The organism is Tsukamurella pulmonis, from assembly GCF_900103175.1.
Taxonomy (GTDB): domain Bacteria; phylum Actinomycetota; class Actinomycetes; order Mycobacteriales; family Mycobacteriaceae; genus Tsukamurella; species Tsukamurella pulmonis.
In genome coordinates this window covers 3,430,601-3,444,488 of sequence record NZ_FNLF01000002.1, presented here as the reverse complement: position 1 = coordinate 3,444,488, position 13,888 = coordinate 3,430,601, and the positions used below count along the sequence as shown (strand labels likewise).

Annotated in this window: 14 protein-coding genes; 5 read left to right on the top strand and 9 right to left on the bottom strand. The window is 69.2% G+C overall.

Going from position 1 to position 13,888, the window contains the following annotated elements:
* Positions 1 to 51 precede the first annotated feature (51 nt).
* The 5 genes from BLQ62_RS16885 to BLQ62_RS16865 all read left to right on the top strand — a co-directional run bounded on the left by BLQ62_RS16885 (position 52) and on the right by BLQ62_RS16865 (position 4,415).
* On the top strand, positions 52 to 585 hold the full coding sequence (locus tag BLQ62_RS16885) for an NAD(P)H-dependent oxidoreductase (RefSeq protein ID WP_068567923.1): 534 nt from the start codon (positions 52 to 54) through the stop codon (positions 583 to 585).
* A gap of 386 nt (positions 586 to 971) precedes the next feature.
* The gene (gene nrdH / locus BLQ62_RS16880) at positions 972 to 1,220 is read left to right on the top strand and encodes a glutaredoxin-like protein NrdH (protein ID WP_068567921.1); all 249 of its coding nucleotides are present in this window, start codon (positions 972 to 974) and stop codon (positions 1,218 to 1,220) included.
* Between the two features lie 2 nt (positions 1,221 to 1,222).
* On the top strand, positions 1,223 to 1,672 hold the full coding sequence (nrdI, locus tag BLQ62_RS16875; RefSeq protein ID WP_068529387.1) for a class Ib ribonucleoside-diphosphate reductase assembly flavoprotein NrdI: 450 nt from the start codon (positions 1,223 to 1,225) through the stop codon (positions 1,670 to 1,672).
* Positions 1,669 to 3,849, top strand: coding sequence for a class 1b ribonucleoside-diphosphate reductase subunit alpha (nrdE, locus tag BLQ62_RS16870; protein ID WP_068529391.1), 2,181 nt, complete (start codon positions 1,669 to 1,671; stop codon positions 3,847 to 3,849). Before nrdI ends, nrdE begins: the two co-directional genes overlap by 4 nt.
* A 131-nt stretch (positions 3,850 to 3,980) precedes the next feature.
* Entirely contained in the window at positions 3,981 to 4,415 is a 435-nt protein-coding gene (locus tag BLQ62_RS16865; protein WP_068529397.1) for a B-4DMT family transporter, read from the top strand.
* A 17-nt stretch (positions 4,416 to 4,432) separates the two neighbouring features.
* Here BLQ62_RS16865 and BLQ62_RS16860 read toward each other — a convergent pair whose 3' ends face one another.
* Genes BLQ62_RS16860 through BLQ62_RS16820 form a run of 9 tightly spaced genes read right to left on the bottom strand, consistent with a single transcriptional unit; the run spans position 4,433 to position 13,838 of the window.
* Positions 4,433 to 5,245: a hypothetical protein gene (locus BLQ62_RS16860; RefSeq protein ID WP_068567918.1), complete on the bottom strand. Its 813-nt coding sequence runs from the start codon at positions 5,243 to 5,245 to the stop codon at positions 4,433 to 4,435.
* On the bottom strand, positions 5,242 to 5,889 hold the full coding sequence (locus BLQ62_RS16855) for a hypothetical protein (RefSeq protein WP_068567916.1): 648 nt from the start codon (positions 5,887 to 5,889) through the stop codon (positions 5,242 to 5,244). The genes BLQ62_RS16860 and BLQ62_RS16855 overlap by 4 nt, the downstream gene beginning before the upstream one ends.
* Positions 5,886 to 7,148: an MCE family protein gene (locus BLQ62_RS16850; protein ID WP_068567914.1), complete on the bottom strand. Its 1,263-nt coding sequence runs from the start codon at positions 7,146 to 7,148 to the stop codon at positions 5,886 to 5,888. The genes BLQ62_RS16855 and BLQ62_RS16850 overlap by 4 nt, the downstream gene beginning before the upstream one ends.
* Positions 7,145 to 8,224 (bottom strand): MCE family protein, encoded by a 1,080-nt coding sequence (locus BLQ62_RS16845; RefSeq protein WP_082756784.1) that lies wholly within the window; start codon positions 8,222 to 8,224, stop codon positions 7,145 to 7,147. The genes BLQ62_RS16850 and BLQ62_RS16845 overlap by 4 nt, the downstream gene beginning before the upstream one ends.
* Positions 8,221 to 9,612 (bottom strand): MCE family protein, encoded by a 1,392-nt coding sequence (locus BLQ62_RS16840; protein ID WP_068567910.1) that lies wholly within the window; start codon positions 9,610 to 9,612, stop codon positions 8,221 to 8,223. Before BLQ62_RS16840 ends, BLQ62_RS16845 begins: the two co-directional genes overlap by 4 nt.
* A complete protein-coding gene (locus BLQ62_RS16835) occupies positions 9,609 to 10,658 on the bottom strand; it encodes an MlaD family protein (protein WP_068567908.1) in 1,050 nt (349 codons plus the stop codon). Before BLQ62_RS16835 ends, BLQ62_RS16840 begins: the two co-directional genes overlap by 4 nt.
* Positions 10,655 to 11,746 carry an MCE family protein gene (locus tag BLQ62_RS16830; RefSeq protein ID WP_068529417.1) on the bottom strand — a complete coding sequence of 364 codons (1,092 nt, stop codon included), beginning with the start codon at positions 11,744 to 11,746 and terminating at the stop codon, positions 10,655 to 10,657. Before BLQ62_RS16830 ends, BLQ62_RS16835 begins: the two co-directional genes overlap by 4 nt.
* Entirely contained in the window at positions 11,743 to 13,077 is a 1,335-nt protein-coding gene (locus tag BLQ62_RS16825) for an MCE family protein (protein WP_068529420.1), read from the bottom strand. Before BLQ62_RS16825 ends, BLQ62_RS16830 begins: the two co-directional genes overlap by 4 nt.
* Positions 13,077 to 13,838, bottom strand: a complete 762-nt coding sequence (locus BLQ62_RS16820) for an ABC transporter permease (protein ID WP_231857703.1) — start codon at positions 13,836 to 13,838, stop codon at positions 13,077 to 13,079. Before BLQ62_RS16820 ends, BLQ62_RS16825 begins: the two co-directional genes overlap by 1 nt.
* Positions 13,839 to 13,888: the final 50 nt, after the last annotated feature.

Sequence of the window (13,888 nt, the reverse complement as noted above, 5' to 3'; positions counted from 1 at the left end):
CGGACGCGGCTCGGGGTGGGCCGCCCGAGAACGTCAGGAGAACTGAGGAACATGTCGGACATCACCGTGCTCGCCGTCGTCGGATCGCTGCGCAGCAGCTCGCTCAACCGTGAACTGGCCGAGGTCGCCGTGGCCAACGCGCCCGAGGGGGTGCGTGTCGAGATCGCCGAGGGCATCGCCGAGGTGCCCTTCTACAACGAGGACATCGACGGGGAGACGGCACCGGCCGCCGCCGCGGCCCTGCGCGACCGGATCGCCGCCGCCGACGCCCTGCTGCTGCTCGCCCCGCCCAACAACGGCACCCTCAGCGCCGTGCTCAAGAACGTCATCGACTGGGGCTCGCGGCCCTACGGCGCCAGCGCGCTCTCGGGCAAGCGCGTCGCCCTGGCGGGCGTCGGACACCGCCTGGACACCACGCTCGCGGACGCCGAGCGTGCCGTCACCATCGCCGGCGGCGAGGTGCCGGAGGGGCTCGTCGAGGAGTTCCCGATCTCCGGTCTCGAGGGGCGGTCGGTGCGCGGGCACGACGCCGTCGCCCGCCGTGCGGGCGACCTCCTCGAGCGCCTCGTGGCACCCGTCCGGTAGCGCCCGCGGAGGGCGGTCCGACGCGCCTGCGGAGCGCGGCTCGACGGTGCCGGGCGTGTCGGATCGGCGTGTCGGCGATCCTCGGCGTGTCCTGGGGATTCACGATGAAAAACGCCCCGAACGGGGTCTTGCGAGCTGGTAATTCCACGAATGTTGTTCGCAAGTGGTTGTGTCGCTTCCTCGGGGGCACCACTAGGTGTAGTGTTCAGTCCACTGCGCGAGCGGACGAGCCGAAAGGCGGTCCGGGAGGTGCGGGGACGTCGTTGAGGAGTCCCTGGGTCGACCGAGTTCACGCAGGTAAACGTGGCGAGAAAACTTGTCAGTCCGTAGGTCGATAATCGGGTTCCGAGCAGTCTTCGGGACCGTCCAGCGAAGGGGAGCCGTCCATGAGCCAGGTCGAGATCACCGTCTACACCAAGCCCGCCTGCGTGCAGTGCAACGCCACGTACAAGGCGCTCGACAAGGCCGGCCTCGACTACCGCGTGGTGGACATCACCGAGGACGCGGAGGCCCGCGACTACGTGATGGCCCTCGGCTACCTGCAGGCCCCCGTCGTCGTCGCCGGTGACGCGCACTGGTCGGGCTTCCGCCCGGACCGGGTCAAGGCGCTCGCCGCCGTCGCCGCCACGGCGTAGCGATGGCTTCGCCCCTCGTCGTCTACTTCTCATCGGTGTCGGAGAACACGCACCGATTCGTGACGAAGCTGGGCATGCGCGCGCTGCGGATCCCCGTGACGCGCGGCGAGGAGCCCCTTACCGTCGACGAGCCGTTCGTCCTGATCACCCCGACCTACGGCGGAGGCAAGCAGGCCACCGCGGTCTCCGGCGGGGGATACGTCCCCAAACAGGTGATCCGGTTCCTCAACGACCAGCACAACCGTTCCCTGCTCCGCGGCGTCGTCGCGGCCGGGAACACCAATTTCGGCGAAGAGTTCTGCTACGCGGGTGATGTGATCTCCCGCAAATGCCGGGTCCCGTACCTGTACCGCTTCGAGCTGATGGGTACCACCGAGGACGTCGAGCGCGTCCGCACCGGTCTCGTCGACTTCTTCACCCGCAACGATCTCAAGGAAAGCGCGCGCTCATGACCGCAACACAGGAAGACCTCGTCCCCTCCGCGAGCCAGTCCGGCGTCCACGGCGGCCCCGGCCACAGCGAGCTGGACTTCCACGCCCTGAACGCGATGCTGAACCTGTACGACAAGGACGGCCGCATCCAGTTCGACAAGGACCGCGAGGCCGCGCGGCAGTACTTCCTGCAGCACGTCAACCAGAACACCGTCTTCTTCCACAACCTGGACGAGAAGCTCGACTACCTCGTCGAGGAGAACTACTACGAGCCCGAGGTGCTGAACAAGTACAGCCGCGAGTTCGTCAAGGGCCTCTTCGACGCGGCCTACGCCAAGAAGTTCCGGTTCCCCACCTTCCTCGGCGCGTTCAAGTACTACACCAGCTACACGCTCAAGACCTTCGACGGCAAGCGCTACCTGGAGCGCTTCGAGGACCGCGTCTGCATGGTCGCGCTCACCCTGGCCGACGGTGACGAGAAGCTCGCCGTGAACCTGGTGGACGAGATCATCGCCGGCCGGTTCCAGCCAGCCACCCCCACCTTCCTCAACTCGGGCAAGAAGCAGCGCGGCGAGCCCGTCTCCTGCTTCCTGCTGCGCATCGAGGACAACATGGAGTCGATCGGCCGCTCCATCAACTCGGCGCTGCAGCTGTCCAAGCGCGGCGGCGGAGTCGCGCTGCTACTCAGCAACATCCGCGAGCACGGCGCCCCGATCAAGAAGATCGAGAACCAGAGCTCGGGCGTCATCCCGATCATGAAGCTGCTCGAGGACTCGTTCAGCTACGCCAACCAGCTCGGCGCACGCCAGGGCGCGGGCGCGGTGTACCTGCACGCGCACCACCCCGACATCTACCGCTTCCTCGACACCAAGCGGGAGAACGCGGACGAGAAGATCCGCATCAAGACCCTGTCGCTGGGCGTGGTGATCCCGGACATCACGTTCGAGCTCGCGAAGAACAACGACGACATGTACCTGTTCTCCCCGTACGACGTGGAGCGGGTGTACGGCGTGCCCTTCGCCGATGTCAACGTCTCGGAGAAGTACCACGAGATGGTGGACGACTCGCGGATCCGCAAGACCAAGATCAACGCGCGCGAGTTCTTCCAGACCCTCGCCGAGCTGCAGTTCGAGTCCGGCTACCCGTACATCATGTACGAGGACACGGTGAACCGGGCGAACCCGATCGCCGGCAAGATCACCCACTCGAACCTGTGCAGCGAGATCCTGCAGGTGAGCACCCCGTCGACCTACAACGACGACCTGTCCTACGCCGAGATCGGCAAGGACATCTCCTGCAACCTGGGCTCGCTGAACATCGCGAAGACCATGGACAGCCCCGACTTCGGCGCCACCATCGAGACCGCCATCCGCGGCCTCACCGCCGTCTCGGACCAGACCGACATCAGCTCCGTGCCGTCGATCGAGTACGGCAACAAGCTGAGCCATGCCATCGGCCTGGGGCAGATGAACCTGCACGGCTATCTGGCGCGCGAGCGGGTCTTCTACGGCTCCGACGAGGGCGTCGACTTCACGAACATCTACTTCTACACGGTGCTCTTCCACGCGATCCGCGCGTCGAACAACATCGCTCGCGAGCGCGGCCAGTCCTTCGGCGGTTTCGAGAACAGCAAGTACGCCTCGGGGGAGTTCTTCGACAAGTACACCGAGCAGGAGTGGAAGCCGGCCACCGACAAGGTCGCCGGGCTCTTCGCCGACGCCGAGATCCACATCCCCACCCAGGACGACTGGCGCGAGCTCAAGTCCGACGTGCAGAAGCACGGGCTCTACAACCAGAACCTGCAGGCGGTGCCGCCCACCGGCTCGATCAGCTACATCAACCACTCCACGAGCTCGATCCACCCCGTCGCGGCGAAGGTCGAGATCCGCAAGGAGGGCAAGATCGGCCGCGTGTACTACCCGGCGCCGTACATGGACAACGACAACCTGGAGTACTACCAGGACGCGTACGAGATCGGCTACGAGAAGATCATCGACACGTACGCAGCCGCCACCCAGCACGTGGACCAGGGCCTGTCGCTGACGCTGTTCTTCAAGGACACCGCCACCACCCGCGACGTGAACCGCGCGCAGATCTACGCATGGCGCAAGGGCATCAAGACCCTCTACTACATCCGCCTGCGCCAGATGGCGCTCGAGGGCACCGAGGTCGAGGGCTGCGTCAGCTGCATGCTCTAAGAGGGTGATTCGTCGCGAGCGCCGGCCGGGAGATCCCGCCCGGCGCTCCGTCGTTTCGGGCTGTTCGGTACGGCGGTCTCGTGAGGAGGCCGACGACGAGCACGCGGGCGCGCGGCGGATAGAATCGGCGCATGAAACCATGGCTGATCCGTGGCATCGCCCTCGCGGCGGTGCAGGTCGTCGTGCGCTCCGCGCTGGCGTGGGGCATCGTCGCCTTCCCGACCCACGGGACCGCGCAGCGCTTCACAGCGGTCGCAGTGGTGGTGGCCGTGGCCATCGTGTTCGGCGGATACGACGGGCTCACCGACGCGCGCCGGTACCCGGTGTCGGAGCAGGGGATCGACCTCGTCGGCCGCTGGTTCAAGGCCGGGTTGTTCGCGGGCGTCGTCTCCGGCGCGGTGTGCTGGGTGCTCGGCACGTGGCTGCTGCCCGGGATCGGACAGGGCTCGCTGCCCTTCGAGCTGGTCGTCGGCGCGTGCTTCACCGCGCTGCTCATCGTGATCCCGGCGTCCCTCGGCACGGTCGTCGGGCGACGACTCGCGGCGAAGCGTCCCGCGCCGGCCTGACGCCCGCGCCGCCGCCGTCAGAGCGGCGTGATCGAGCTGACCTTCCACGCGCCGTCGAACCGGTCGAGTACGAACTTCATGGGCGACTGCATCGTCGCGACGGGCACGCCCTGCGTCGACACCTGCTGGCGGACGTTGAGCAGCACCTCGGCGTGGTCCTCGCGCGCGAGGGAGACACCGGCCGTGAGATCGCCGTCGTCGACCTTGACCTTGACGTCCTGCAGCGCGCCCGCCGTCTGGGTGATCGCGGTCCGCAGCTTCTTGGCCTCGTCGATCATGCCCGGCGTGAGCACCTTGCCCAGGTCCTTCTCCCACGGGCCCAGGTCGTTCATGTCGATCGTGTAGATCTGCGTGGCCGCCTGCTTCGACACCGACACGACCTCGGTGGTCAGTCCGGTGTCCACGAACGCGCGGTTGTCCACGGCCGCGGCACCGGGGCGCGCGATCGCGACGGTCGCCGCTGCCGCGCCGATCACCACGGCCGCCGCGGCGATCGCGATCGGGAGGCGCAGCGACGAGCCCTTCGACGGGCTCTGCTCCGTATCCGGCGCGGACGACGGTTCCTCCGCGGAACGCTTGCCGAGATCGATCTTCTTCTGCAGGGCCGACGGTGCGTCGGCGTCCGGGCCGGCCCCTGCGGGGGCGGGCGCGGTCTCGCCCGCGTCGGCGTCCCCGGAGTCGGACGGTGCGTCCGTGGCGGGCCGGCGCAGCGACGTGCCGCGGGCGACGGGGCGCCGCTTCCCGGCCTGCTTGGGCTCGGTGGCGGACCCGTCCGGCGTCGGCGCCGTCTCGTCCGGCTCGGTGCCCTCGGGCTTCGCGTCGTCGGTCACGGCGTGCCTCCCTCGGTCGGTGCGGGCGGGGTGTCCGACGGTGCAGGCGGGGCCGCGGCACCGTCGGGCGCGGCTCCGGTCGCGGGCCGGGACGGATCCGCGGGCCCGATGGCGGCGCGTTCCTGCAGAGGCTGCATGCCCGACGCCTTCCAGGCTCCGTCGACCTCGGTCATCGACATGACGTAGGTCCAGCGGTAGGCGTTCTCGGCCTGCTTGCCGTTCTCGGACTGCCGCACCACGAGGTACACCAGCACCTTCGCCGTGCCGCCGTCCTCATCGAACTCGATCGGCGCGGCGGACGCGACCACGGGATCGGTCTGCAGCGCGACGCCCGTGTACTGCTTCAGCATGTCCTGGGTGGAGACCCGCTCGCGCTCGTCCCAGTCCTTGCGCAGGTCGCCGGTCATCGCCTCGCCCATGCGCCGCAGCGTGCCGTCGACGTCCTTGGTGTCGATCTTCTGGATGTCGATCACGGCCTGGCGGGCACCGTCGACGGCGGCGTCCCGGGCGGCGGCGCGGGAGTGCTCCGCGTGCTGGCCCCACCAGATCACGCCCACGACGATCGCGGCGATGAGCGCGACGGCGAGCAGGACCAGGGACAGGGCGAGGGCGGGCGTCCTGCGGTCGGTGGCGGGCTGCGTCACTTCGGGTGCCCTCCCAGGATCGTGGCGGCGGCCTGCGCGACGGGGCCGAGGTCGAGACGGTCCGGCGCGATCACCTTCGGCTTGCCGTCCCACGGCTGCGGCACCCGCGGATCGGCGTACCGCGCGCGGTCGGCGCTGCGGACGCCGGTGGGGTTGCCCTGCGGCACGTCGCAGCCGACCTGCGTGTTGAACGGGAACGGATCCCGGGTGATGTCGAAATCCGGGTTCTGCTTCTTGATCTCGTCGATCATCTTCTGCGTCGATTCGTAGCCGACGGTGCACGCCGGCGGGTTGTTCACTTCGAGGACCACACCGTAGTGCAGCAGACCGTCGCCGGGCGAGGTGGCGAAAGCGCCGGACGCGATCATCGGGAACAGGATCAGGATCTGCTTGAGGTTCGGCGCGACGGGGTCCACGGCGGTGAGCTGGGCCGCGAGATCGTGCACCACCTTCGTCACGTCGCCGCCGGCTTGCTGCACCAGGGCGCTGAGCTGCGTCGCCGACAGGTTGCCGGTCTGCAGCAGCCGCCGCACATCGGGATCGCTGTTGGCGAGGGTCGCGGTGACCACCTGGAGGCTGTCGGCCCATTGCCGGATCGCCGACGACTGCTCGGCCTGCGTCGCGAGCGCGGTGCGGCCGTTGGAGATGAGCGAGAGCGTCGGGTCGAGCGTATCGGAGCCGGTCTGCGCCAGGCGCGAGAGCGAGTCGACGAGGGCCCGCAGGTTCTGGCCGTTGCCGCCCAGGGCCACCGACAGCTCGGTGACCACCGTCTTGAGTTTGGCGGGATCGACCGATTCACTGAGCACGGTCACATGCTTGAGGAAGTCCTCGATCGGCTCCTGAATCCTGGTGTCGCGGATGACCGAGCCGTCGGCGAGCAGACCCTTCGACGGTGCGGTGCCCACGGGCAGCTTCCTCGGCACCAGGTCCATGTACTGCTCGCCGATGGACGAGCGCTCCGCGACGACGGCCTGCACGTCGTCGGGCACCGACGGCCTGTTCTTGTCGAGCTGCAGGTCCACCTGCACGCCGTCGGGGACGAGGTGCAGCTGCCCGACGCGCCCGACGGGCGTGCCGCGGTAGGTCACCTCGGCGTTGGTGAAGATGCCGCCGGAATCGCCGAGCATCACCTTGACGGTGTAGACACCGAAGCCGAGCATCTTGTCGATCCGGGCGTACTGAGCGCCGACGAAGGCGATGCCCACGACGGCGAGCACGGCGAAGACGAGCAGCTGACGGCGTTGCAGCTTGGGGATCATCGCGTGCCTCCCTGCGTGGTGGCCGTCGACGAACGACCGGAGCCGGGGCCGTACTTCGGGGTGACCGGGGTCGGGGGACCGGCGCCGGCGCCGAGCGCCTCGAGCTGGTTGATCAGGCGGGTGTCGAGCGAGATGAACAGGTTCATCGAGTCGCCCTTGATCGCGTCCACACCGGCGTCGGGGAACGGGAAGGTGGCGATGAACGGCAGGGCGGTGACGATGTCGTCGGCCGCGCCCGCGAGCGCGCGCAGGGTGGGCCGCAGCGAGAGCAGGTCCTCGATGAGTTCGCGCTGCGACTTCGACAGCACCTCCGTCCCGACCTTGCCGAGTCGGTCGAGCTGCTTGATCATTTCGATGATCTCGGGCCGCTGCTCGTTGAGGATCGCGGTGCCCCGCGGCAGCTCCGCGAGGATCCGGCTGATCTGCTCGGTCTGGCCGGCGGCCCGCTCCGAGAGGCGCGCGACCCCGTCGATCGCGGCGGTGATGTCGGTGCGCTGCTTGTTCAGTCCCGCGATGAGCCGGTCGGTCTGCGTGATCAGCGAGCGCACCCGGTGGGGGTTGCTCATCGCCGTGTTGAGCTCGTCGACGATCGGCTTGAGCTGGCCCACGCCGCCGTCGTTGAGCACCAGCGAGAGCACTCCGAGGACCTGCTCGATCGACGCGTTGGTCTTGTTGGAGGCGGCGCGGATGGTCGCGCCGTTCTGGAGGGCGGCACCGTCGGACCCGCCGGACGAGACGAGCGTGACGTACTTCTCTCCCAACAGGTTCGACTGCTCGATGGCGGCGCGGCTGTCGACGGCCACCTTCACGCCGTCGCGCACCTTGACCACCACGTCGGCGGTCCAGCCGTCCTCGGCGAGGCCGATGGACTCGACCTTGCCGACGGTGGCGCCGCCGATCCGCACGGACGATTCGGGCACGAGGTCCATGACGTTCTCGAACTGCAGGTGCAGCGTCGTCGGGCGCGCGCCCAGCGCGGGGCCGCCGGGCAGTGGGACCGAGTAGATCCCGCCGCAGGCGGTGAGCAGCACCGCCGACATCGCCAGCGCGCCACCGGCGAGGAGCCTGCGCATCATCGCGCGCCTCCCGTCGCCGGGGCCGTGGGCCGGGTGCTCGACGGGGCCGAGGGCTTGGCGGACGCCGAGGGCGTCGCCGACGCGGACGACGGCGCGGGCTTCGCCGACGTCGCCGGGCCCGTGCCCGCCGGCGTGGAGGGGAGCACCCCGTCGACCGACGGTGCCGTGCGCCCGGGCACGGTGCCGGGGACACTGCCGCGCTGCAGGTTCGCGCCCGAGAGAATGCCGAGCGGCAGGTTCAGCGAGGGGGTACGCACTCCGTCCGTGATCTGCTTGGCGATGTTGCCGCACTGCGCGAGCAGGGGGCCGAGCGTCGCCGAGATCTGCGCGAACTGCGGGTTGCCGGGCATGAGCTTGCCGAGATCGGCCAGCTTGCAGGCGGTGCCCAGCGGGTCCTGCAGGTCCGGGAGGTTGGGGCGCAGCGTCAGGGTGCCGGAATCCGGGTCGTAGGCCTGATCGAGGTTGCTCGCGGCGACGGGCAGGTACGACAGGATCTGCGCCTGCGCCGTCTTGGTGTCGTTGAGGACCTTGGTGACCTCGGTGAGCCCCTGCACGTTCGAGCTGAGCGCGTCGCGGTTGTCGCGGACGAAGGCGCCCACGTCGCTGAGGGCGGTGGCCAGCAGGTTCAGCGCCTTGGTGAAGTCCTCCCGCTCGCCGGCGAGGTACTGCGTCAGGTCCGCGAGCTGGGTGTTGAAGGTGCGCACCTGCTTGTCGTTCTCGGCGAGCATGGTGACGAAGGTGTTGAGCCCCTTGACCGTTGCGGCGATGTTGTCCCGCGAGTCCGCCAGCGTGGTGCTCGCCTTGGACAGGCCGGCGATCGCGTCGGCCATGGCCTGCCCGTTGCCGGCGAGGTTCTCGGCGGAGACGTCGAGCAGGTCCGTCAGCGCGCCCTGCTCGCCCGGCTTCGCCTTGTTCGCGCCCTCCGGGCCCAGCGCCTGCGCGAGCGTGCTGATCGAGGCGTACACCTGGTCGATCTCGACGGGCGTCATGGTGTGGTCCTCGGCGACCACGGTGCCGCTCTGCGCCGTCGGACCATCGGTGTAGACGGGCAGGAGCTGGACGTAGCGGTCCGAGATCACCGACGGGGTGACCTGCGCGGCCCACAGGTCCTTGGGGAGCTTCACGCCCCGGTCCACGTGCAACTGCACCCGGACCCGGTCGCGCTCGGGGGTCACCTCGTCGATCTCGCCGACCTTGACTCCGAGGATCCGCACGTCCGATCCGGCGTAGATGCCGACGCCACGGTCGAAGTAGGCGGTCACCCGGGTCGCGCCCATGGTGCGCACGAGCCACCACCCGCAGCCCGCGATCACGACGATCGCGGCGAGCGCGGCCGCCAGGATCGCGAGGCGACGGGGCGTGAGGCCGAGTTTCTCGAGGCTGGTCACTTCTGGCCTCCGTTGGTCAGGAACTCCGAGCGGACCGGCGGGCGGCTGCCCGGGATCACGGGCAGGCCGGGCGGGGTGAGGTTGGTGACCACCGACTCCTGCCAGCGGCCGTTGCCGAAGACGTTGCTGTAGACCTTGTAGAACGGCGCGAGCAGCGTGATCGTGCTCTCGAGGCCCTTCTTGTTGTCCTGCAACAGTTGCACGACCTGGCGCAGCGAGGTCAGCGCCGGGCCGATCTGCTGCTCGTTGTCGCGCACGATCCCGGTCAGGGTGCTCGACAGCGACTGCACGGTGTCGAGCAGCCGGGTGATGTCGTCCTGCCGCTGGTTGAGCGTGGTGAGCAGGGCGCCGGCGTCGGTGATCAGCTTGCGGAAGTTCTCGGTCCTGTCCGCCAACAGCTTCGAGGTCTTACCGGTCTCGGCGAGCAGGCGCTGCAGATCCTCGTCGCGCTTGTTGATCGTCTCGGACAGCCGGGTGATGCCGGTGAGGGATTCGCGCACGTTCGGCGGCGTCTCGCGGAAGGCGTCCGCGAGCGAGTGCATGCTCTGCGCGAGTCGCTTGGTGTCCGTCTTGTCGATCGTGCTGGAGGCGTCGGAGACCGCCGCGACCACGTCGTACGGGGAGGTGGTGTCGGTGATGGTGCGCCGCGGATCGAGGCGGTTCGCGCCGCGCGGGTCCAGGGCCAGGTACTTCTGGCCCAGCACCGTCTTGATCTGGATGCTGGCCGAGGTGTTCTCGCCGAGCCAGACGTCCTTGGCGCGGAAGGTCACTCGTGCCTTCGCGGCCTCGAGATCGAGATCCACCGACTGGACGGTGCCGACCTTCACGCCCGCGACGCGCACCTCGTTGTTCGGCAGCAGCCCGGCCGCCTCGCTGAACAGTGCTGTGTACGTGGTGCCCGCGCCGACGAGGGGCAGGCGGTCGATGAAGAACGCCGACGTCGTCGCCATCAGCAGGAGGATCAGGCCCATCGCGCCGGTCTGCACGGGCGAGCGCCGCTGGCCGCGGCGCCGTTCGCCGGTGGGAGTGGTGGTGGAGTCGGTCATCGCGGATTCCCGTCCCGATAGCACCGCGTGGCGGTGTTCGTGTACACGGGCTGGTTCACCGACGGGATGTCGATCGCCAGCGAGAGGCGGTCGCCCTTGCCGGTGCCGGCGACGAGATCGACGCCGCAGAGGTAGAACTGGAACCAGCCGCCGAAGGAGGCGAGGCGGCCGACCGCCTCGATCTTCTCGGGCAGGAAGTTCAGGGTCTGCGCGATGTCGGCGCTGCGGCCGTTGAGCTTGTCGGTGAGGGCCTTCAGGCCCGCGATGTCGTCCTTGATCGCGCCCCGGGTGGGCGTGAGGATCGACTCGGTCACCGAGGTCAACTGCGAGAGCGAGCCCAGCGAGGAGCCGATGGCGCCCCGGTCCTGCGCGAGGCCGGTCACCAACTGCTGCGTGGTGGTCAGCAGGTCGGTGAACTGCTTGTCGCGCTCGTTGATCGTGCCCAGCACCTTGGTCAGGTTCGTGATCAGCTCACCGATCACCCGGTCCTTGTCGGCGATGGTGTTGGTCAGCGACGAGGTGTTCACCAGCAGGTCGTTGACGGTGCCGCCCTGTCCCTGGAAGACGGTGATGATCTGGTTCGCGAGCTTGTTCACGTCGTCGGCGGTCAGCTGTTTGAACAGCGGCCGGAACCCGTTGAACAGGTCGGTCAGGTTCACCGCGGGGCGCGTGCGCTCGATCGGGATGGTGTCGCCCGGCCGGTAGGGAGAGGTGCGCTCGGGGCCGCGCGCGGGCTCGTCGTCGGTGGGGCTCTGCATCAGCTCCAGGTACCGCTGCCCGACGAGGTTCTTCAGCCGCAGCGCGGCGGTCGCCGTGCCGGGGATCGCATCGCGGTCGGTGAGGGTGAAGGCCACGTCCGCCTGGCCGCGGTCGTGGATCGTGACGTCCTTGACCTGGCCCACGCGCACGCCCGCGATCCGCACGTCGTCGCCGGACTGCACCATCGTCGCGTCGGAGAAGATCGCGTGGTACGCCCGGGAGAACGACAGATCGGACTGCGCGATCGACGAGCCGAGGACGCCCGTCGCCGCGGCGGTGATCACGGCGAAGGCGATCAGCTTGAGCAGGGGACCGGTGATGGGCTTCATCGGATCTCCACCTCCTTGCCGGTGAGGGCGGGAACGAAGGCGGCGGTCAGCCACTCGGGCACGTCGTTGGCGTCGACCCCGGAGGCGGCGCCGAAGGCGGTGCGCGTGGCGCGCGAGTTCTGCGCCGCGACAGCGGCCGTCGGCATCTCCGACGGTGCCGAGACGTCCGGCTCGGGCAGCTGGAACCGGCCGTCCTGCGGGCCGACGTTGCGCAGCGGCGGCGCGTACGAGCCGCCGGCGTGGGGTCCGCCCTTGTAGCCCGGCGTCGGCTTGCCCTTGGCCGCGTTGTAGCAGGCCGGTCCGCGGTCGTCGAACCAGCGCGGCTCGTCCTGGTTGGGCAGGTAGCGGCCGCGCGAGTTGGCGATGATCATCGAGATCCGGGCGCCCGGCTGGTTCGTGCCCTCGCCGACGATCCGGTTGGCCTCGGGCAGAAGGGTCGCGAATCGTTCGAAGGTGCAGCCGAACTCGGGGGAGTAGCGGGCCAGGATGGTCAGTGTGGTGTGGGACTTGTTCGCGACGGTGACCAGCTCCGAGCGATTGGCCTCGAGCAGCCCGGCGGTGCGCCCGGCACCGTCGGCCACCGACGTCCAGAAGGCGTGGAAGGCCTGCTTCCCCGAGACGACGGTGGTGTTCGTCGTGCGGAAGGTGTCGAGTGCGGTGATGAGGTCGGGCAGCGCGTCCGCGTAGGTGTCGGTGACGGTCGCGAGGGACCGCAGGGAGGACTGCAGATCCGGCATCACGGCGTTGACCCGGGTGAAGATGGTGGTGAACTGCTCGAAGGCCGTGTCCAGGTTCTTCCCGTTGCCGGACAGGCCGTTCGCGAGTGCGCCGAGGGTGGCGTTGAGGTCCTCGGGCGGCACCGCGCGCAGCAGCGGCAGGAGCTTGTCGAAGAGCTGATTGAGCTCGGTGGCGTTGCCGGAGGTGTCGGTGCGGATCGTGGCGCCGTCGCGCAGCGCACCCGCCGCGGGGGTGCCGGTGCCGCCCTGGCCTTCGGGCACCTGCAGCGCCACGTAGCGCTGGCCGAAGAGCGTCTTGGGCAGGATGCGGGCGGTCACGTCGCCGGGGAGCTGCCGGGCCTGCTCGGGCTTCAGGCCCATGCGGATCACCGCGTGGCCGTCGCGGACCGAGACGTCGCGCACCGTCCCCACCTCGACGCCCCGCGCCCGGACCTCGGAGTTGACGGGCAGTGAGGCGCCGGCGGTGTCGGTCTCCAGCTCGACCCAGGTGAACGTCTCGAACCGCTGCTGGTACTTGCCGATCGTGACGAACAGGAACAGGGCGCAGACCCCGAAGAAGGCCAGGCCCAGCAGGCGGCGGCGGAGCGTGCGCATCAGGCGATCTTCACGGTCGTCGTGGTGCCCCAGATGGCGAGGCTGAGGAAGAAGTCGAGCAGCGCGATCGCGACGAGGGAGGTGCGCACCGCGCGACCCACGGCCACGCCGACGCCCGCGGGGCCGCCCGACGCGTGGTAGCCGTAGTAGCAGTGCACCAGCACCAGCACGAACGCGAAGACCAGCACCTTGCCGAAGGACCACAGCACGTCGGCCGGGGAGAGGAACAGGTTGAAGTAGTGGTCGTAGGTGCCCGTCGACTGTCCCAGCAGCGTGGTGTTGACGAACCGGGTCATCACGTAGGACGAGAGCAGGCCGACGATGTAGAGCGGGATCACGGCGATGAAGCCGGCGATCACGCGGGTGGCGGTGAGGAAGGCGATGGACGGGATGGCCATGGCCTCCAGCGCGTCGATCTCCTCGGAGATCCGCATGGCGCCGAGCTGCGCGGTGAACCCGCAGCCGACCGTGGCGGACATCGCCAGCGCGGCGACGAGCGGCGTCAGCTCGCGGGTGTTGACGTAGGCGGAGAGGAAGCCCGTCATCACCGAGGCGCCGAGCTGCTGCAGCGCGGCGTTGCCCTGCAGGCCGACGACGACGCCGGTGAACCCGCACAGCATGAGGACCACGCCCACAGTGCCGGCGATCACGGCGAGCGCCCCGCTGCCGAACGCCACCTCGGCCAGGACGCGCCCGACCTCCTTGGGGTAGCGGCGCAGCGACTGCGGGATGAAGCCGATGGACCGGGCGTAGAAGGACATTTGCTCGCCGGCACCGTCGAGCACCTTGAGCGGGGCCTCGGCGGCCCGGC